This is a genomic window from Ruania alba, assembly GCF_900105765.1.
In the GTDB taxonomy this organism is placed as follows: domain Bacteria; phylum Actinomycetota; class Actinomycetes; order Actinomycetales; family Beutenbergiaceae; genus Ruania; species Ruania alba.
Genome location: NZ_FNTX01000001.1, coordinates 311,646 through 329,469, shown reverse-complemented (window position 1 = coordinate 329,469; position 17,824 = coordinate 311,646). Strand labels below are relative to the sequence as shown.

The 17,824-nt window shown below is 64.3% G+C and carries 14 protein-coding genes and 3 rRNA genes; 2 read left to right on the top strand and 15 right to left on the bottom strand.

What is annotated here, in order from left to right; genetic code table 11:
- Positions 1 to 295: 295 nt before the first annotated feature.
- The 6 genes from rrf to rplM form a co-directional block, all read right to left on the bottom strand.
- A 5S ribosomal RNA gene (rrf, locus tag BLU77_RS01510) occupies positions 296 to 413 on the bottom strand.
- A gap of 143 nt (positions 414 to 556) precedes the next feature.
- Positions 557 to 3,679 (bottom strand): 23S ribosomal RNA (locus BLU77_RS01505).
- 340 nt (positions 3,680 to 4,019) lie between these two features.
- Positions 4,020 to 5,544: ribosomal RNA gene (locus BLU77_RS01500) — 16S ribosomal RNA — on the bottom strand.
- Together the 16S, 23S and 5S rRNA genes form the textbook arrangement of a ribosomal RNA operon.
- Positions 5,545 to 6,407: 863 nt before the next feature.
- On the bottom strand, positions 6,408 to 7,760 hold the full coding sequence (gene glmM, locus BLU77_RS01495) for a phosphoglucosamine mutase (protein ID WP_089771378.1): 1,353 nt from the start codon (positions 7,758 to 7,760) through the stop codon (positions 6,408 to 6,410).
- Between the two features lie 99 nt (positions 7,761 to 7,859).
- Entirely contained in the window at positions 7,860 to 8,351 is a 492-nt protein-coding gene (rpsI, locus tag BLU77_RS01490; RefSeq protein WP_089771377.1) for a 30S ribosomal protein S9, read from the bottom strand.
- Positions 8,352 to 8,389: 38 nt separating this feature from the next.
- Positions 8,390 to 8,833: a 50S ribosomal protein L13 gene (rplM, locus tag BLU77_RS01485; protein ID WP_089771376.1), complete on the bottom strand. Its 444-nt coding sequence runs from the start codon at positions 8,831 to 8,833 to the stop codon at positions 8,390 to 8,392.
- Positions 8,834 to 9,134: 301 nt separating this feature from the next.
- Between rplM and BLU77_RS01480 the strand changes: the two genes are divergently transcribed.
- Positions 9,135 to 9,524 carry a DUF5709 domain-containing protein gene (locus tag BLU77_RS01480; RefSeq protein ID WP_089771375.1) on the top strand — a complete coding sequence of 130 codons (390 nt, stop codon included), beginning with the start codon at positions 9,135 to 9,137 and terminating at the stop codon, positions 9,522 to 9,524.
- 34 nt (positions 9,525 to 9,558) lie between these two features.
- Here BLU77_RS01480 and truA read toward each other — a convergent pair whose 3' ends face one another.
- Positions 9,559 to 10,410: a tRNA pseudouridine(38-40) synthase TruA gene (gene truA / locus BLU77_RS01475; RefSeq protein WP_245708615.1), complete on the bottom strand. Its 852-nt coding sequence runs from the start codon at positions 10,408 to 10,410 to the stop codon at positions 9,559 to 9,561.
- A 60-nt stretch (positions 10,411 to 10,470) separates the two neighbouring features.
- On the opposite strand from truA, the gene BLU77_RS01470 reads away from it, so the two are divergent.
- The gene (locus BLU77_RS01470) at positions 10,471 to 11,229 is read left to right on the top strand and encodes an ROK family protein (RefSeq protein WP_089772898.1); all 759 of its coding nucleotides are present in this window, start codon (positions 10,471 to 10,473) and stop codon (positions 11,227 to 11,229) included.
- Between the two features lie 3 nt (positions 11,230 to 11,232).
- On the opposite strand, the gene BLU77_RS01465 is transcribed toward BLU77_RS01470, so the two are convergent.
- From BLU77_RS01465 to BLU77_RS01430, 8 genes are all read right to left on the bottom strand, one after another.
- Positions 11,233 to 11,940 carry an alpha/beta fold hydrolase gene (locus tag BLU77_RS01465; protein ID WP_089771374.1) on the bottom strand — a complete coding sequence of 236 codons (708 nt, stop codon included), beginning with the start codon at positions 11,938 to 11,940 and terminating at the stop codon, positions 11,233 to 11,235.
- Between the two features lie 126 nt (positions 11,941 to 12,066).
- Positions 12,067 to 12,645, bottom strand: coding sequence for a 50S ribosomal protein L17 (gene rplQ, locus BLU77_RS01460; protein ID WP_089771373.1), 579 nt, complete (start codon positions 12,643 to 12,645; stop codon positions 12,067 to 12,069).
- A gap of 36 nt (positions 12,646 to 12,681) precedes the next feature.
- Positions 12,682 to 13,686, bottom strand: coding sequence for a DNA-directed RNA polymerase subunit alpha (locus BLU77_RS01455; RefSeq protein WP_089771372.1), 1,005 nt, complete (start codon positions 13,684 to 13,686; stop codon positions 12,682 to 12,684).
- A gap of 104 nt (positions 13,687 to 13,790) precedes the next feature.
- Positions 13,791 to 14,198 (bottom strand): 30S ribosomal protein S11, encoded by a 408-nt coding sequence (gene rpsK, locus BLU77_RS01450; protein WP_089771371.1) that lies wholly within the window; start codon positions 14,196 to 14,198, stop codon positions 13,791 to 13,793.
- Between the two features lie 73 nt (positions 14,199 to 14,271).
- Entirely contained in the window at positions 14,272 to 14,649 is a 378-nt protein-coding gene (rpsM, locus tag BLU77_RS01445; RefSeq protein WP_089771370.1) for a 30S ribosomal protein S13, read from the bottom strand.
- A 145-nt stretch (positions 14,650 to 14,794) separates the two neighbouring features.
- Positions 14,795 to 14,908 carry a 50S ribosomal protein L36 gene (gene rpmJ / locus BLU77_RS01440; protein ID WP_089771369.1) on the bottom strand — a complete coding sequence of 38 codons (114 nt, stop codon included), beginning with the start codon at positions 14,906 to 14,908 and terminating at the stop codon, positions 14,795 to 14,797.
- A gap of 82 nt (positions 14,909 to 14,990) precedes the next feature.
- Complete coding sequence (gene infA / locus BLU77_RS01435; protein ID WP_089771368.1) at positions 14,991 to 15,212, bottom strand: translation initiation factor IF-1; 222 nt, start codon at positions 15,210 to 15,212, stop codon at positions 14,991 to 14,993.
- A gap of 241 nt (positions 15,213 to 15,453) precedes the next feature.
- Entirely contained in the window at positions 15,454 to 17,796 is a 2,343-nt protein-coding gene (locus tag BLU77_RS01430) for a helix-turn-helix transcriptional regulator (RefSeq protein WP_175476898.1), read from the bottom strand.
- Positions 17,797 to 17,824 lie beyond the last annotated feature (28 nt).

The following is a 17,824-nucleotide window of genomic DNA, read 5'->3' as shown; positions in this document are numbered from 1 at the left end:
GCCGCAGGCGTCTCGTCATCCGGGGACTCCCTGAATCATCCCCGATTCCTGAACCGGCTGTCGTCCACCCGTGGTTCGATCTCACGTCCGGTCACCGCGCATCGCCGCCATGGCCGCCATCGCCGCCATCGCCGCCATCGAGCATCACGACACCAATCATGCCGGTCACTGGCACCACGAATCGCCGCTCCCTCATCACCACTGCGAACGCTCATCCGGTGGTGGAATGCAACAAGGGCCACCTGGCGTCGCCCCTGGTGTGAGGGGCGGCCTGGTGGCCCTTGTTGGAATGGGTGTCCGGCGGTGTCCTACTCTCCCACACCCTCGCGGGTGCAGTACCATCGGCGCTGAGGGGCTTAGCTTCCGGGTTCGGAATGGGACCGGGCGTTTCCCGCCTCGCTATGGCCGCCGTAACTCTATGGAGATATTCACACACCGGTGGGTGTGTGTTCCGCGGTGTCACCCCGGGGCGACCCCCGTGTGTTGGGGGTCGGGGGTGTGCCGGTATCTCGGGAACCGCACAGTGGACGCGCACAATAATTCTTTGACTTGTGTTGTGGTAAGTCATCGGCATATTAGTACCGGTCAGCTTCACACCTTTCAGTGCTTCCACGTCCGGCCTATCAACCCAGTGGTCTAGCTGGGAGCCTCTCACACCTCGAGGGTGTATGGAAATCTCATCTTGAAGCAGGCTTCCCACTTAGATGCTTTCAGCGGTTATCCCTTCCCAACGTAGCTAACCAGCCGTGCTCCTGGCGGAACAACTGGCACACCAGAGGTTAGTCCGTCCCGGTCCTCTCGTACTAGGGACAGCCCTTCTCAAATTTCCAACGCGCGCAGCGGATAGGGACCGAACTGTCTCACGACGTTCTGAACCCAGCTCGCGTACCGCTTTAATGGGCGAACAGCCCAACCCTTGGGACCAACTCCAGCCCCAGGATGCGACGAGCCGACATCGAGGTGCCAAACCATGCCGTCGATATGGACTCTTGGGCAGGATCAGCCTGTTATCCCCGGGGTACCTTTTATCCGTTGAGCGACGGCGCTTCCACGAGCCACCGTCGGGTCACTAGTTCCGACTTTCGTCCCTGCTCGACATGTACGTCTCACAGTCAAGCTCCCTTGTGTACTTACACTCGCCACCTGATTGCCAACCAGGCTGAGGGAACCTTTGAGCGCCTCCGTTACTTTTTAGGAGGCAACCGCCCCAGTTAAACTACCCACCAGGCACTGTCCCTGATCCGGATCACGGACCGAGGTTAGGAATCCAGAACGACCAGAGTGGTATTTCAACGTTGACTCCACACACGCTGGCGCGTGCGCTTCATAGTCTCCCACCTATCCTACACAAGCCGTACCGAACACCAATACCAAGCTATAGTAAAGGTCCCGGGGTCTTTCCGTCCTGCTGCGCGTAACGAGCATCTTTACTCGTAGTGCAATTTCGCCGAGTTCGCGGTTGAGACAGCAGAGAAGTCGTTACGCCATTCGTGCAGGTCGGAACTTACCCGACAAGGAATTTCGCTACCTTAGGATGGTTATAGTTACCACCGCCGTTTACTGGGGCTTAAATTCTGAGCTTCGCTCCCGAAGGAACTAACCCGTCCTCTTAACCTTCCAGCACTGGGCAGGCGTCAGTCCGTATACATCGTCTTGCGACTTCGCACGGACCTGTGTTTTTGATAAACAGTCGCTTCTCTCTGGTCTCTGCGGCCATCAACGCATCCCCACCGCAAAGGGTGGATCACGCATCAGGCCCCCCTTCTCCCGAAGTTACGGGGGCATTTTGCCGAGTTCCTTAACCACGATTCACTCGATCGCCTTAGTATTCTCTACCTGACCACCTGAGTCGGTTTAGGGTACGGGCGGCTAGAACCTCGCGCCGAGGTTTTTCTAGGCAGCATAGGATCACCCAATCATCCAGCATTCGCTGTCACCATCAGTTCTCAGGCTATATGAGGTACGGATTTGCCTATACCTCGCCCTACAACCTTGGACGTGCCAAGCCATAAGACACGCTGGGCTACCTTCCTGCGTCACCCCTGTTAATACGCTTACCTACTACCGGTTCGGGTCACGCGCTACGCTCCCACGTTCCCCGAAGGGACTCTAGGAAGTTTCGGGCGTTTAGCATCACCGGGCTCGGTATGGGCGGTTCTTCGCCGGTAGCAGAATATCAACTGCTTGTCCATCGACTACGCCTGTCGGCCTCGCCTTAGGTCCCGACTTACCCAGGGCGGATTAACCTGGCCCTGGAACCCTTGGTCATTCGGCGGACGGGTTTCTCACCCGTCTTTCGCTACTCATGCCTGCATTCTCACTCGTGTGGCGTCCACGGCTGGATCACTCCGCCGCTTCACTCCCCACACGACGCTCCCCTACCCATCCACACACCTGGACCCACCCCACAAGGAGGCAAGCCAAGTAAATGCGTGAATGCCACAGCTTCGGCGGTATGCTTGAGCCCCGCTACATTGTCGGCGCAGAATCACTTGACCAGTGAGCTATTACGCACTCTTTCAAGGGTGGCTGCTTCTAAGCCAACCTCCTGGTTGTCTGTGCAACTCCACATCCTTTCCCACTTAGCATACGCTTAGGGGCCTTAGCTGGTGGTCTGGGCTGTTTCCCTCTCGACTACGAAGCTTATCCCCGCAGTCTCACTGCCACGCTCTCACTTACCGGCATTCGGAGTTTGGTTGACGTCAGTAACCTGGTGAGGCCCATCAGCCATCCAGTAGCTCTACCTCCGGTAAGAAACACGTGACGCTGCACCTAAATGCATTTCGGGGAGAACCAGCTATCACGAAGTTTGATTGGCCTTTCACCCCTATCCACAGCTCATCCCCCAGTTTTCAACCTAGGTGGGTTCGGTCCTCCACGCGGTCTTACCCGCGCTTCAACCTGGCCATGGATAGATCACTTCGCTTCGGGTCTAGAGCACGCGACTCAATCGCCCTATTCGGACTCGCTTTCGCTACGGCTTCCCCACACGGGTTAACCTCGCCACGTACCGCTAACTCGCAGGCTCATTCTTCAAAAGGCACGCTGTCACCCCTGCTAAGGAGGCTCCAACGGATTGTAAGCATTCGGTTTCAGGTACTATTTCACTCCCCTCCCGGGGTACTTTTCACCTTTCCCTCACGGTACTTGTCCGCTATCGGTCACCAGGTAGTATTTAGGCTTACCAAGTGGTCTTGGCAGATTCACACGGGATTTCTCGGGCCCCGTGCTACTTGGGATACTCATCAAGAGGCCACGCAATTTCGCCTACGGGAGTCACACCCTCTATGCTGGACCATTCAAGATCCTTCGACTATCACGCGACTTTTTTACTCTTTGCCAGCTCGGCAGAACCAGCCAACGAGTCCCACAACCCCACAAGTGCAACGCCTGCCGGCTATCACACACCCATGGTTTGGCCTCATCCGATTTCGCTCGCCACTACTCTCGGAATATCTTTTCCTGTGGGTACTGAGATGTTTCACTTCCCCACGTTCCCTCCACACACCCTATGTGTTCAGGTGCAGGTAACCGGGCATGACCCCGGCCGGGTTTCCCCATTCGGAAATCCTCGGATCAAAGTTCGTTTGCCAACTCCCCGAGGCTTATCGCAAGCTACTACGTCCTTCTTCGGCTCCTGGTGCCAAGGCATCCACCGAATGCTCTTAAAAACTTGACCACAAAAAATCAAAGATGCTCGCGTCCACTGTGCAGTTCTCAAGCTACCGACGATCCCCACCACCGACCAACCAACAGATCAGCCAAGCGCATGGGCCCGCATCAAGACCACCAACCCCAACGGGTTCGTTGCCTCAGACACCCAACAGTGTGTTCGCACCCACCAGCACCGCCCCAACCCAGCCCCCACACAGGAGAACCAGACCAGAACAAGCCAGCAAGAGACGTGATTGATGTTCCACCCATGAGCACCACCCCCAGAACACTCGCCCGGGGCATGGCCACTGCCCACCCACACCACCCACACACGGCGGATGACACAGATGAGAGTTGCTCCTTAGAAAGGAGGTGATCCAGCCGCACCTTCCGGTACGGCTACCTTGTTACGACTTCGTCCCAATCGCCAATCCCACCTTCGACAGCTCCCCCCACAAGGGTTGGGCCACCGGCTTCGGGTGTTACCGACTTTCATGACGTGACGGGCGGTGTGTACAAGGCCCGAGAACGTATTCACCGCAGCGTTGCTGATCTGCGATTACTAGCGACTCCGACTTCATGGGGTCGAGTTGCAGACCCCAATCCGAACTGAGACCGGCTTTATGGGATTCGCTCCACCTTACGGTATCGCAGCCCTTTGTACCGGCCATTGTAGCATGCGTGAAGCCCAAGACATAAGGGGCATGATGATTTGACGTCATCCCCACCTTCCTCCGAGTTGACCCCGGCAGTCTCCTATGAGTCCCCACCATTACGTGCTGGCAACATAGGACGAGGGTTGCGCTCGTTGCGGGACTTAACCCAACATCTCACGACACGAGCTGACGACAACCATGCACCACCTGTATACGAGTGTCCAAAGAGCCCCACATCTCTGCAGGGTTCTCGTATATGTCAAGCCTTGGTAAGGTTCTTCGCGTTGCATCGAATTAATCCGCATGCTCCGCCGCTTGTGCGGGCCCCCGTCAATTCCTTTGAGTTTTAGCCTTGCGGCCGTACTCCCCAGGCGGGGCACTTAATGCGTTAGCTGCGGCACGGAATCCGTGGAATGGATCCCACACCTAGTGCCCAACGTTTACGGCATGGACTACCAGGGTATCTAATCCTGTTCGCTCCCCATGCTTTCGCTCCTCAGCGTCAGTAGTGGCCCAGAGACCTGCCTTCGCCATCGGTGTTCCTCCTGATATCTGCGCATTCCACCGCTACACCAGGAATTCCAGTCTCCCCTACCACACTCTAGTCTGCCCGTACCCACTGCAGGCGCGAGGTTGAGCCTCGCGTTTTCACAGCAGACGCGACAAACCGCCTACGAGCTCTTTACGCCCAATAATTCCGGACAACGCTTGCGCCCTACGTATTACCGCGGCTGCTGGCACGTAGTTAGCCGGCGCTTCTTCTGCAGGTACCGTCACCCGAAAGCTTCTTCCCTACTGAAAGAGGTTTACAACCCGAAGGCCGTCATCCCTCACGCGGCGTCGCTGCATCAGGCTTTCGCCCATTGTGCAATATTCCCCACTGCTGCCTCCCGTAGGAGTCTGGGCCGTGTCTCAGTCCCAGTGTGGCCGGTCACCCTCTCAGGCCGGCTACCCGTCGTCGTCTTGGTAGGCCATCACCCCACCAACAAACTGATAGGCCGCGAGCCCATCCCTCACCAAAAAATCTTTCCAAACCCCACCATGCGGCAGGACCTGAATATCCAGTATTAGACGCCGTTTCCAGCGCTTATCCCAGAGAAAGGGGCAGGTTACTCACGTGTTACTCACCCGTTCGCCACTAATCCACGGTGCAAGCACCGCTTCATCGTTCGACTTGCATGTGTTAAGCACGCCGCCAGCGTTCGTCCTGAGCCAGGATCAAACTCTCCGTAAAAAGCTGAAACAGCACCCCCAACCCAAAAGGCCAGAAGCACCAACAACCATACGAAAAAAATCCCAGCCAGGCGCACACCCCCAACGAGGCAGGAGCGCACACCCAACCAATAAAAAACTGGCATCAATCACTTACAAACACACTGTTGAGTTCTCAAACAACGAACGCGCACCGCGAACACCCTTATCACAGGGCCCTCTCCGGGGCTACCGTTCCTCGGCTGGCCTACTCTACCGGACTTGACGTCCGGACTCCAGTTGGCCGGTCTACATCTTCTCACACTTCTGCAGGAAGAATCTCGACCCGAGTCTGCCCTGTGGGGATCGGCCACCGAGTCGGTGTCCGCTCCTCCCTCACTGGGGCAACGAGTGGATACATTACGCATCCCTGGGGGGTGGGTCAAATCTTGTGAGCCGAGTTCGACGTGGCGCCCTCCGCGGCACGTCGCGCAGGGCCACGACGACGAGTTTCCGTTGCAATCGCGCGCTTCGCGGTACCCGATGCTGAGCCCAGCGGGCGGCTTCAGGAAGGGGGTAATCGGCCAGTGGCGCCACGTTCGGCCGCGTGATGTGGTTCAGCACACAGTCGCGGTCGACGTGGCGGGCGCCACATCCGGAGCACGCGCAGCTCGACCATCGGAACGGGCCCGGGGAGGCGCCTCGCGTCTGTTGACTCAATGGGCGGCCGAGACGAGACCCCACCACCCGGCCACGAGACGGTGGCGACATGGTCGTCTCGCCGGCAGAGGCGCCGCGTTCGGTCCCCGCTATCCCTGGCGTGGAACGCCCGGGAACGACGAATGCGCCCCCGGAGCAACGCGGGGGCGCATTCGTCGGAATCTCATGTCGGGCTCACCCCACGGATCAGTCCAGCGCGAGCTCCCTGCTCACTACGTCACTGAGCTGGCGAGCTTCCTGGTCAGCCTGGTCCTGGGTGGCCGCCTCGACCATCACCCGAACCAGCGGCTCGGTGCCGGACGGGCGCAGCAGGACGCGACCGCTTCCTCCCAGGCGCGCCTCAGCACTCTCGACGGCCGCCGTGACCGTCGGGTCAGTCGTGACGCGCGCCTTGTCGACTCCTCGTACGTTCACCAGCACCTGGGGCAGCCGCGTCATCACCGAGGCGAGCGAGGCCAGAGTCCGCCCAGTCTGAGCGGCCCGCGCGGCGAGGTGTAGCGCGGTCAGCACACCATCCCCCGTCGTCGCATGCTTGGCGAGAATGATGTGTCCGGACTGCTCCCCGCCGAGGGAGTAGCCACCCTGGCGCATCTTCTCCAAGACGTACCGGTCCCCTACCCCGGTGCGCACGACTTCGATCCCCGCCTCCCGCATCGCCAGCGTCAGGCCGAGATTGCTCATCACCGTCACCACCAGCGTGCTGTCAGCGAGTGCGTCGGCCTCGTTCATCGCCACAGCGAGGATCCCCATGATCTGGTCACCGTCGATCAGGTTCCCCGTGTGGTCCACTGCCAAACATCGGTCGGCATCGCCGTCGAAGGCCACACCGAAGTCGGCCTCGGACGCGACCGTCACGGCTTGCAGCTGTTCCGGGTGGGTCGATCCACACTTTTCGTTGATGTTGCGTCCGTCCGGCGAAGCGTTGATCACCACCACGTCAGCACCCGCCGCACGGAGCGCGGCCGGCCCCACGTCGCTGGCAGCGCCGTTCGCACAGTCGACGGCGATCCGGAGACCGGACAGGTCAGAGTCGATGCTGCCGAGGAGGTGCTCCACGTAGGCATCTCCGGCCGATCCGCGATTCATGCTGACATGTCCAACATCGGCGCCGATCGGCAGCTCCCACTCGGCGTCGAGCTGTGCTTCGATCGCGTCCTCGATCGCGTCGTCGAGCTTCACGCCGCCACGGGCGAAGAACTTGATGCCGTTGTCGGGCATCGCGTTGTGCGAAGCCGAGATCATCACGGCGAGGTCGACATCGTCCGCGCCGGTCAGATGCGCCACGGCCGGGGTGGGGATCACACCGAGATCCTCGGTGTCCACGCCGGCGCTCGCCAGGCCCGCGATCACAGCGGCCGAGAGGAACTGGCCCGACACCCGCGGATCACGTCCCACGATGGCCCGCGGCCGGTGCCCATCGAACAACCCCTTCTCCGCCACCACATGGGCGGCCGCCGTTCCCAGGCGCAGGGCAAGGGACGCCGTCACCTCTCGATTGGCAAGTCCTCGCACACCATCGGTCCCGAATAGTCGAGCCACCAGTGGCCCCTCTCTCTTCTCATCGCCTGCACAGCACAGGTGATACGCGTTCGGCCCCGAGCAACCACGCGTGGTTGCTCGGGGCCGATGGGTAGCGCGTCAGCGCTTGGAGTACTGCGGCGCCTTCCGGGCCTTCTTCAGACCGGCCTTCTTGCGCTCGGTCGCTCGCGCGTCACGGGTCAGGTAGCCCGCCCGCTTGAGCGCTGCACGGTTGGACTCGGTGTCGATCTCGTTCAGCGCTCGGGCGATCGCCAGACGGAGCGCGCCGGCCTGGCCGGAGACGCCCCCGCCATCGATCCGTGCGACGACGTCGAAGCGACCCTCGAGGTCGAGCAGGGTGAACGGCGAGTTCACCAGCTGCTGGTGGAGCTTGTTGGGGAAGTACTCCTCCAACGTGCGCCCGTTGACCTTCCAGGTGCCGGTGCCGGGCACGAGGCGTGCGCGGGCAATGGCTTCCTTCCGGCGGCCCAGGGCCTGTCCGGGGGCAGTCAGGGAACTACCGCCACCGGTGGCCGGTGCGGTGCTCTCGGAGGTGTAGGTGCTCAGGGCGTCGCCCTCGAGCTCATCGATCTCGGCAGTGGTCTCGGACACGGTTCTCCTCAGTTCAGTGTTCGCGTCAGTCCGCCGCGTTACTGCGCGACCTGGGTGATCTCGAAGGCCTCGGGCTTCTGGGCACCGTGCGGGTGCTCAGAACCGGCGTAGACCTTGAGCTTGCGCAACTGGGCCCGGCCCAGACGCGTCTTGGGGATCATTCCCCGGATCGCCTTCTCCACGGCACGCTCGGGGTGCTTCTCGAGGAGCTCGACGTAGTTGGTCGCCTTGAGGCCGCCCGGGTAGCCGGAGTGCCGGTAGGCGATCTTCTGCTCCCGCTTCGCGCCGGTCAGCGCGACCTTGTCCGCATTCACGACGATGACGAAGTCGCCACCGTCCGCGTGCGGCGCGAAGGTGGGCTTGTGCTTACCACGCAACAAGGTGGCAACGTGGCTCGCCAGTCGCCCGAGCACCACGTCGGTAGCGTCGATGACGTACCAGGTGGGCTCGGTGTCGCCGGGCTTGGGGGTGTACGTACGCACGGTCGTAGCCTTCGTTTCTCTGCTGGTCTGCGGGGGCCGTCCCTCGTCTGCGCGGTGTGCGCGCGAGAGTCATCGACCCCTCTGGTCACTTCTACGGTGGTGAGCGTCTGCGGAAGTACCGGGTGCGGTGAGTGGGAGGCACCGACCAGCGAGCATAGACGCACAACGACTCATAAGAGTACTGTGCGCCGACCGCAGCGGTCAAAGCGTAGAGCCCTGCTCCCCACGCGATCTGCGTCACTCCCCAGCCGGCGCACCTGCTCATCGTGCGGAGGGAGCACGCGCGTGCCAGTCTGGACAGATGAGCACGATCGACGGCGGGGCCCAGGGTCCGGAACCCGACTCCAACCAGTTGCCTCAGGAGGACACGCTGCTCGATCGAGGCGTCGACGACATCCTCGACGAGGGCTACTCGCCACCGGATCGACCGCACAACCACCGGTGGGGCGAGACCAGCAGGGAAGAGATCGAGGGCGAGCCGCTCGAGGAGCGCCTCGCGCAGGAGGAGCCGGACGATTCCAGCGCGCCGTCCGTCTCCCGGCAACCGGACCGGGCAGGTCGTCTTGAAGCAGGAGCCGATGTCGATGCGAGGGACGTCGGCATAGCGGGTGGCGGTGCAGGCGCTGAGGAGGCGGCCATGCATATCACCTCCGACGTCGACCGGCCATACATCGAGGACGACCCCTCCTAGCCGCGGACCCGTGACAGCGTGGGAGTCCTGCCACTCACGTCGGTGGGAGGGTGCGCACCGATCGAGCCGTACGAGCCCGCTCGGCGAGCCGGGCGTCGTCGGGATATCGCACCTCCTCCAGGGCGAGCCCGCGCGCAGGCGCGACGCCGACGGCCGAATCCCGTACCCCGGCGCGTAAGACCTCTGCAGGCCACGAGACCTCACGTCTGCCCTCCCCGACGGCGAGGCTCGCCCCGACCAGGGCACGCACCATGGAATGGCAGAAAGCATCCGCACGCACGTGTGCGACCGCCAGGTCGTGCTCATCGCGGGACCACCGGAAATCCAGGAGGGTGCGGATCGTGGTCGCCCCTTCCCGGGGACGACAGTAGGCGGCGAAGTCGTGCTCGCCGAGGAGCAGTTGCGCAGCGAGGTCCATGGCGGACACGTCGAGCGTCCTCCGGTGCCAGGTCACCCAGGCACGGGTGAGCGGATCGCGGTGCTGGGCGTCGTCGGCGATCCGGTAGGCGTAGCGGCGCCAGATCGCCGAGAAGCGGGCATCGAACCCGTCTGGTGCGCGCTCGGCGTGACGCACCACGATGTCCCTCGGCAGGACGGCCGCGAGCCGATGCACCAGGGCGACCCCGGGCGTGCGGTCACTACGCCCCGGCGCTGCAGCCCATGCCTGCTCGGGCAGATCCACGTGGACCACCTGGCCACGTGCGTGCACCCCCGCGTCAGTACGCCCCGCCACGGTGAGGCGCACCGACGGCAACCGCAGTACCCGCGCCATCCCGGCGGCGAGCTCGCCTTCGACCGTGCGACGTCCAGGCTGGGCGGCCCATCCGGAGAACTCCGTCCCGTCGTATCCAAGGTCGAGCCGGATGCGGATCGTGGGTGTGTTCACGTGTTCGGGCACTGTCCCAGTCCATCACATCCGTTCGCGCCAGTGGCGTACAGTGCCACCGTGCACGAGACTCCCGCCACGCTCGCCGTCGACTGCGGCGGTGGTGGTATCAAGGCGTCCGTGCTCGACGCGGCCGGCACCATGCACGCGCAGCCGGTACGCACAGCGACGCCCTACCCACTGCCTCCGGAACGTCTGCTCGCAGTGATCGCCGATCTCGCCGACCAGTTGCCTCCGGCCGGCCGGGTGACAGTGGGGATGCCCGGGATGATCCGGCACGGTGTGGTCGTCACCACGCCGCACTACATCACCAAGTCAGGTCCCCGCACACGCGTGCTGCCTGACCTGGTGGCAGCCTGGTCCGGCTTCGATATGCGTGCGGCCCTGTCCCAGCGCCTCGAACGACCGGCGATGGTCCTCAACGATGCCGAGGTGCACGGAGCCGGCGTCATCGCCGGTGCCGGCCTGGAGCTGACACTCACTTTCGGTACCGGACTCGGCAATGCGCTGTTCGACGGCGGTGTGCTCGCCCCGCACCAGGAGCTCTCCCAGGGCCCGGTCCGGTGGGGGCTGACCTACGACGAGTACATCGGCGAGCACGAGCGCCTACGGCTCGGGGACGCCATGTGGTCGCGACGGATCCGGCGCGTGGTGGAAGCTCTGCGGCCGGTCTATCTCTGGGACCGGCTGTACCTGGGCGGCGGTAACTCGCGACGCGTGGTGCCCGCTGTGCTCGAACGCCTCGGTGACGATGTGGTGGTCGTGCCGAACAGTGCAGGCATCATCGGCGGGGTCCGCGTCTGGTCGCTACCGAGCTGAGGATCACTGCTGCACGGCGCGCACGAAGGACCGCGTCAGTCGGGCGAAGACCTGTGGCTGATCGGCGGTGATGATGTGCCCGGCACGCCGCACCCGCACCAGGCGGCCCACGCGGGCGGCCGCGACGAAGCGTCGCTCCTCCAGCCGGAAATGGTCCCACGTGCCATTCACCACCCAGACGGGCACCCTCAGGCGGGCCAGGTCCGCCAAGGGATCGACCGCGTGCATCGCACGTAGCGCGGGACCCATGACGTCCAGGGCCACACCGCCGTCAGACGCCTCACGGGCTCCCTCGGCGCCGAGGGCCCACCGACTCATCACCTGGTGCAATCTCATCCCGTGATCGGGAAGGTGTGCGATGAGGCCCGCCACAGCCTCGTACCCGGAAAGCGGCACACCTCGTGGTCGCGTGCTGCACGCGGCAGCGAGAACGCCCTGGACCGGGAATGACGTTCGTGCCGCCCAGTGCAACGCCAGGTACCCGCCCAATGACAGCCCGACCACCAGCACCGGACCACCGGCCCGGCGGGCGGTCTCATCGAGCACGGACTCGCAGGCGGCCAGACTGAACGTCTCGCCCATCCGCTGTCCGTGTCCGGGGAGATCGACCGCGATGGAGGCAACTCCGGCGCCGCGGAGCTCGTGCGCGACCCGGCGCCACATGGTGCGTGAGCTGCGGATCCCGTGCACGAGCAGCACCGTGGTGGACATCTGTGCACTGTAACCACTGGGGACGGCGAAGGGCCCGTCCGGGAGGTCATCCCGGGACGGGCCCTTCGTCAGGTGTGCACACCGTTCGGGTCTGCGGCACCTGGTGTCCTCACATGGAGGACGGTCTTACTTGGAGTCCTCGGACTCCGCGGCGTCGCCGTCGGTCGACTCGGCCTCGACCTCATCGCTGGACTCGGCCGCGGCGTCGTCGGTGACTTCCTCGGTCTCCTCGACCTGGTCCGCGGTGTCCTCCGACTCCACGACCGTCTCCTCGGCCGCGGCGCTCTCCTTGACCGCGCGCTTGGCAGCGGCCTCGGCTTCGGCAACCGTGGCCTGCTTCGGGCTCACCGGCTCCATGACGAGCTCGATCACAGCCATCGGAGCATTGTCGCCCTTGCGCGGGGCAACCTTGGTGATCCGGGTATAGCCACCCTGGCGCTCAGCCATGGCGGGGGCGATCTCCGCGAACAGCACGTGGACGATGTCCTTGCGGGAGAGGACTGCGTGCACCTGGCGGCGAGCGTGCAGGTCACCACGCTTGGCCTTGGTGATGAGGCGCTCCGCCAGCGGCCGGAGGCGCTTGGCGCGCGCTTCGGTCGTGGTGATGCTCTGGTGCTCGAACAGGGACTGCGCCATGTTGGCCAGGATCAGCCGCTCGTGCGCCGGTCCGCCACCGAGGCGAGGACCCTTCGTGGGCTTAGGCATGATGTTTCCTCAGTTTCTTGTGATGGGCCGCGCGGCTCAGTTGTAGGCGTCGAAGTCGTCGCCGTCGTCGTACGCGCTGGCCACGAGCGTCGGGTCGAAGTCAGCGGGGCTGTCCTTGAGGGACAGTCCGAGACCCACCAGCTTCTCCTTCACCTCGGTGATCGACTTCGCACCGAAGTTGCGGATGTCGAGCAGGTCCGCCTCGCTGCGAGCCACGAGCTCGCCCACGGTGTGAATGCCTTCACGCTTGAGGCAGTTGTAGGACCGGATGGTCAGGTCCAGCTGCTCGATCGGCAGCGCGAGATCCTCCGCCAGGGCCGAGTCGGTCGGTGACGGACCGATCTCGATCCCCTCGGCCTCGACGTTCAGCTCACGAGCGAGACCGAAGAGCTCGACCAGCGTCTTGCCCGCCGAGGCAAGCGCGTCGCGCGGGTCGATAGAACGCTTGGTCTCCACATCCACGATCAACTTGTCGAAGTCGGTGCGCTGCTCGACACGGGTGGCCTCGACCTTGTAGGTCACCTTCAGCACCGGCGAGTAGATCGAGTCCACCGGGATCCGGCCGATCTCCGCGTCATAGGCCTTGTTCTGCGCCGCCGAGACGTATCCGCGGCCACGCTCCACGGTCAGCTCGATCTCGAGCTTGCCCTTGGCGTTGATGGTGGCGATGTGCAGATCGGGGTTGTGCACCTCAACACCCGCCGGCGGGGTGATGTCAGCGGCGGTCACCGTACCCGGGCCTTGCTTGCGCAGGTACATCACGACCGGCTCGTCGTTCTCCGAGGAGACGACGATGTTCTTGATGTTGAGGATGATCTCGGTCACGTCCTCCTTCACCCCGGCGATGGTGGAGAACTCGTGCAGCACGCCGTCAATGCGGATGCTGGTCACGGCCGCGCCAGGGATGGAGGAGAGCAGGGTCCGCCGCAGCGAGTTGCCGAGCGTGTACCCGAAGCCGGGCTCGAGGGGCTCGATGACGAAGCGCGAGCGGTACTCGTCGACGACATCCTCGGTGAGCGTGGGGCGCTGTGCAATGAGCACGGGTGTGTCCTTTCAGCAGGCGTCCGCTATATGACGCCGTGCGCAAACCCCTCGCCCATCGGTCCGGACGAGGGGGTCCTGCTGCGAGTGTGGAGCCGTCAGGCTCAGACGCGCCGGCGCTTCGGCGGGCGGCACCCGTTGTGCGCCTGCGGCGTCACATCCTGGATGGAGCCGACCTCCAGGCCGGTGGCCTGCAGCGACCGGATTGCGGTCTCACGACCGGAACCCGGGCCCTTGACGAACACGTCGACCTTCTTCATTCCGTGCTCCTGCGCCTTGCGCGCAGCAGCCTCGGCGGCGAGCTGAGCCGCGAACGGGGTCGACTTGCGCGACCCCTTGAAGCCCACCTGGCCGGAGGAAGCCCAGGAGATCACGGCGCCGGACGGGTCCGTGATGGAGACGATGGTGTTGTTGAACGTGGACTTGATGTAGGCGTTTCCTGCGGAGACGTTCTTCTTCTCCTTGCGGCGCGGCTTGCGCGCGGCGGTCGCCTGGCGAGTCTTGGGAGGCATGTGGTGTTCTCTCTTCTTCGGTGAGGTCGTCGGTCCGGATCAGCCCGTGTGCCGAGGCTGGTCGACGGACTACTTAGCGACCGGCCTTCTTCTTGCCGGCGACGGTCCGCTTGGGACCCTTGCGGGAACGCGCATTGGTCTTGGTCCGCTGCCCGTGCACGGGGAGACCACGACGGTGCCGCAGGCCCTGGTAGCACCCGATCTCGACCTTGCGACGGATGTCGGCGGCGATCTCGCGCCGCAAGTCACCCTCGAGCTTGTAGGTGCCGTCAAGGAAGTCACGCAACGCGACGACCTCGTTGTCGTTCAGATCCTTCACCCGAAGGTCCGGGCTCAGGCCGGTCGCCTTCAGGGCCTCAGCGGCGCGGGTACGCCCGACACCGAAGATGTAGGTAAGTGCCACCTCGAGCCGCTTGTCGCGGGGGAGGTCGACACCGACGATTCGTGCCATTCGTTCTCACTCCTGTGAGTCGCGGAGGTCTTCCGCACCACCACCCCGGTTCTCCCGGGCCCCGGCCTCCGACCGGGGGTGAGCCGCCATACCTGGCGGTCGATGATGCGCTTGGTACGTCCTGGATGGACGCGGGTGAGTTGATTCAGCCCTGACGCTGCTTGTGGCGCAGGTTGGTGCAGATCACACGCACGGTCCCGTTTCGACGGATGACCTTGCAGCTGTCGCAGATCTTCTTGACGCTCGGCTTGACCTTCATGGGGAGTTCCTTTGCCGCGCGCGACCGACGGTCACCCGGTAGACCGGGTGAGACGGGCCTCGCCGACGTGCTCGGAGGGCTATTACTTGTAGCGGTAGACGATGCGGCCGCGGGACAGGTCGTACGGGCTCAACTCGACCACCACCCGGTCCTCCGGAAGGATCCGAATGTAGTGCTGACGCATCTTGCCCGAAATGTGAGCGAGAACCTTGTGACCGTTGCTGAGCTCCACGCGGAACATCGCGTTCGGCAAAGCCTCGATCACGCTGCCCTCGATCTCGATGACACCGTCCTTCTTACCCATGTCCTCCGCTAACTGCAGTGCTGTTCTGACCGACGCCTCCGCCCCACTCCCCCAGGCACGCCACCACCGACCGCACCAGCACAGACGCTGGTGCTCTCGTGTGACATGAGCCGAAGGCAGATGCGAGTGACAGAGCACGCCCAACGGCTCATCGTACGGCATGGACACGTCACGCGAAAGTTCGGGCCGCTGCTGGCCAGTGCGGCCTCGGTCACACTGAAGCCGCCAGGCCGACGTTTCCTCATTCGGGCCGCTTGTGACTCTCGACCGGAGGGAGGGCTCCGGTCTCGCGCCCGAGAAGTCCAAGGTAATGACCGTGACGCACCGCCTCGACACGGTTGTGCACGCCCAGGGTGACATAGATGGCCCGGAGATGGCTCTTCACCGTGTTCACCGAGACATACAGGAGCGCCGCGATCGCCTCCACGGACAGTCCGGCATCCAGAGCGCTCAGCACCTGTCGCTCCCGGTCGGTGAACGTCACCGAGGCCGCGGGCGCTGGGAAGAACGGCGGCCGATCCCCGACCCCCGCCGCGGACAAAGCGCTCTGGATGCGAGGGTTCCCCTGGGCGATCTGCTCCAGGTCCGCCGCCGGCACTGAAGCGAACGGTCGGTACAGGTCGTGCAGCGTGGAGACCGTCACGGCAAGCTGGAGCGTCGCGATCGCACGTTCGAGACGCCCGAGCCGATACAAGGCACTGGCACGCACCAAGAGGAGTTCGAGGGCCCCGCGCGGAAACGTGGCCATCCATTGTTCGGCGTCCGCCGTGAGGCGCACGGCACGTTCGAGTTCTCCCCCGTAGAGCGCTACTCGCGCCGCAGGCACGCCGGTCGACCGCAGGGCGCGACACGGCGTGGTGACCAGAGTCCGGCACTCATCGACCCTACCGAGGGCGAGCAGGACGTCGACCATGGCGGAGAACACGACCATGGCTGCGAGGTTCGGCCGGTCGAGCTCGCTGAGCGTCGCCCACCGGTCCGCGAGGGCGGCGACGGCAGCCGCGCGGGTCTGCGAAGCGCGCATCTGTCGTGTCATCCCCATCACCTCCGCAAGGGTGACCAGCTCGGGGATCGGGCACCCAGACACATCGACCGGGGCCGGCGGATCGGTCGCAGCATCGTCGGCTTCCATAAACCAGCGCACCAGTGCCAGTGCGGTGGCGGCCTCCGCCGTCGGGTCCTCTTCTGGTCCGGGGATTCCAGCGAGACCGCACCACCGTTGTGCGGTCCTGCGCTGCCCCAGCATCGCGCACCCGAGTGCGTGGCACGCCGCAGCGGTGCGGCAGTCCGCGGGGCGAGCGAGGTCCTGTGCGACCCGGAACGCATCGGCGAACACGGCGCATGCGCCGATCAGGTCGACGGCGAGCAGGCGACTCATTCCCCACCGCACCAGCAGTACCGGAATGCGGGCCGCGACCGTCGGGGCGAGTCCACGGTGCGGCACGTGCGACTCGCTCTCGGCACCGGAGACATACTCGTGGAGAATCGCCAGCCGAGCGTCCTCGCGCCAGCGCGTTCCCGGAAGCCCTTGCAGGGCAGCGGTCGCGACGACCGGGTCGTCAATCAGCGCCATCCAGGAATCGAGCAGAATGTGCTCCGTCAGTGCGATGTCGGCTGCCCTGGTGGCGTGGTGCAGGGCACTGGCCGGAGTACCGTCGCGCTGGGCCAGCAGTGCAAGGCGTCGGTGCACGGTACGCGCCCACGAGGGGTTCGTCTCGGTGATGAACGCGGCCGCAGCCCTACGGACAACCTTCGGCACCTGGCCGTCCGGTGCGAGCACACCCGCGTCGGCCAGCTGGTGAAGCACTGTTCCGGGGTCCTGACCGGCATCAAGACACACCCGGAGCGACCGGGCGTCCAGGTGGTCGGCGAGGCAGAGGGACATCAATGTGTGTGAGTAATGGGCTGCTTCGCCGGACTGCAGGACGGACGCGAGGTATCGCTCGATCAGTGGCTCGGAATCCTGCTCACCGGCTTGCAGGCGCAGTCGGATCACAGCTGGCCAACCCCCGGTGTCCGTTGCCAGCTGTCGCGCCTCCTCCGCTCCCATCACGACCCCAAGCGCACGGGCCAGGTGCGCCACGTCCGGACCGTCCAGGGCGAGCTGCTCGGGACCGATGACGACGCCGTCAGGCAATCGGGAGACGAGGTCCTCGATCGGTTCGGACATGCGAGAGAGCAGCATCACGTGCACGCCTACGCCCGACTGGGCAAACCGAACGATCTCCTCATCGAATCGTCGGTCGACGAGCCGGTGGTATCCGCTCACGATGAGGACAATGCGGCCACCACGCTGAGCGAGTGCGGCCGCCGTCACGGCGCCCAGTGCCTCACCAGTGAGCTCGGGTCCCACCTCAATACCGAGCGACTGCACCCGTTCTCGCACCGTTTGCCACAAGCGACGCCGGCTTCCCGTGCTCGGCACCGGGATCCAGATGGGCACCGTTTCCGTGCCGAGGTTGCGGATCCGCCACGTGGCGAATCCAGCCTTGCCCCAGCCGCGCGGCGCGCGCAGCACGGTCACTGCGGGCAGCTCCGCGACCAGATCGCTGGCCGCTGCCGGCGGGACGAACGCCGGCGTCACACGGGGCTGGGCGGCACTAGTCCCCCTG

What these genes read in the sequence shown, in the direction of transcription:
- BLU77_RS01480 (WP_089771375.1), top strand. Translation starts at nt 9,135, where the DNA reads ATGAGCACGATCGACGGCGGGGCCCAGGGTCCGGAACCCGACTCCAAC.
- BLU77_RS01465 (WP_089771374.1), bottom strand. Translation starts at nt 11,940, where the DNA reads ATGTCCACCACGGTGCTGCTCGTGCACGGGATCCGCAGCTCACGCACC.
- rplQ (WP_089771373.1), bottom strand. Translation starts at nt 12,645, where the DNA reads ATGCCTAAGCCCACGAAGGGTCCTCGCCTCGGTGGCGGACCGGCGCAC.
- rpsK (WP_089771371.1), bottom strand. Translation starts at nt 14,198, where the DNA reads ATGCCTCCCAAGACTCGCCAGGCGACCGCCGCGCGCAAGCCGCGCCGC.
- rpsM (WP_089771370.1), bottom strand. Translation starts at nt 14,649, where the DNA reads ATGGCACGAATCGTCGGTGTCGACCTCCCCCGCGACAAGCGGCTCGAG.
- rpmJ (WP_089771369.1), bottom strand. Translation starts at nt 14,908, where the DNA reads ATGAAGGTCAAGCCGAGCGTCAAGAAGATCTGCGACAGCTGCAAGGTC.
- infA (WP_089771368.1), bottom strand. Translation starts at nt 15,212, where the DNA reads ATGGGTAAGAAGGACGGTGTCATCGAGATCGAGGGCAGCGTGATCGAG.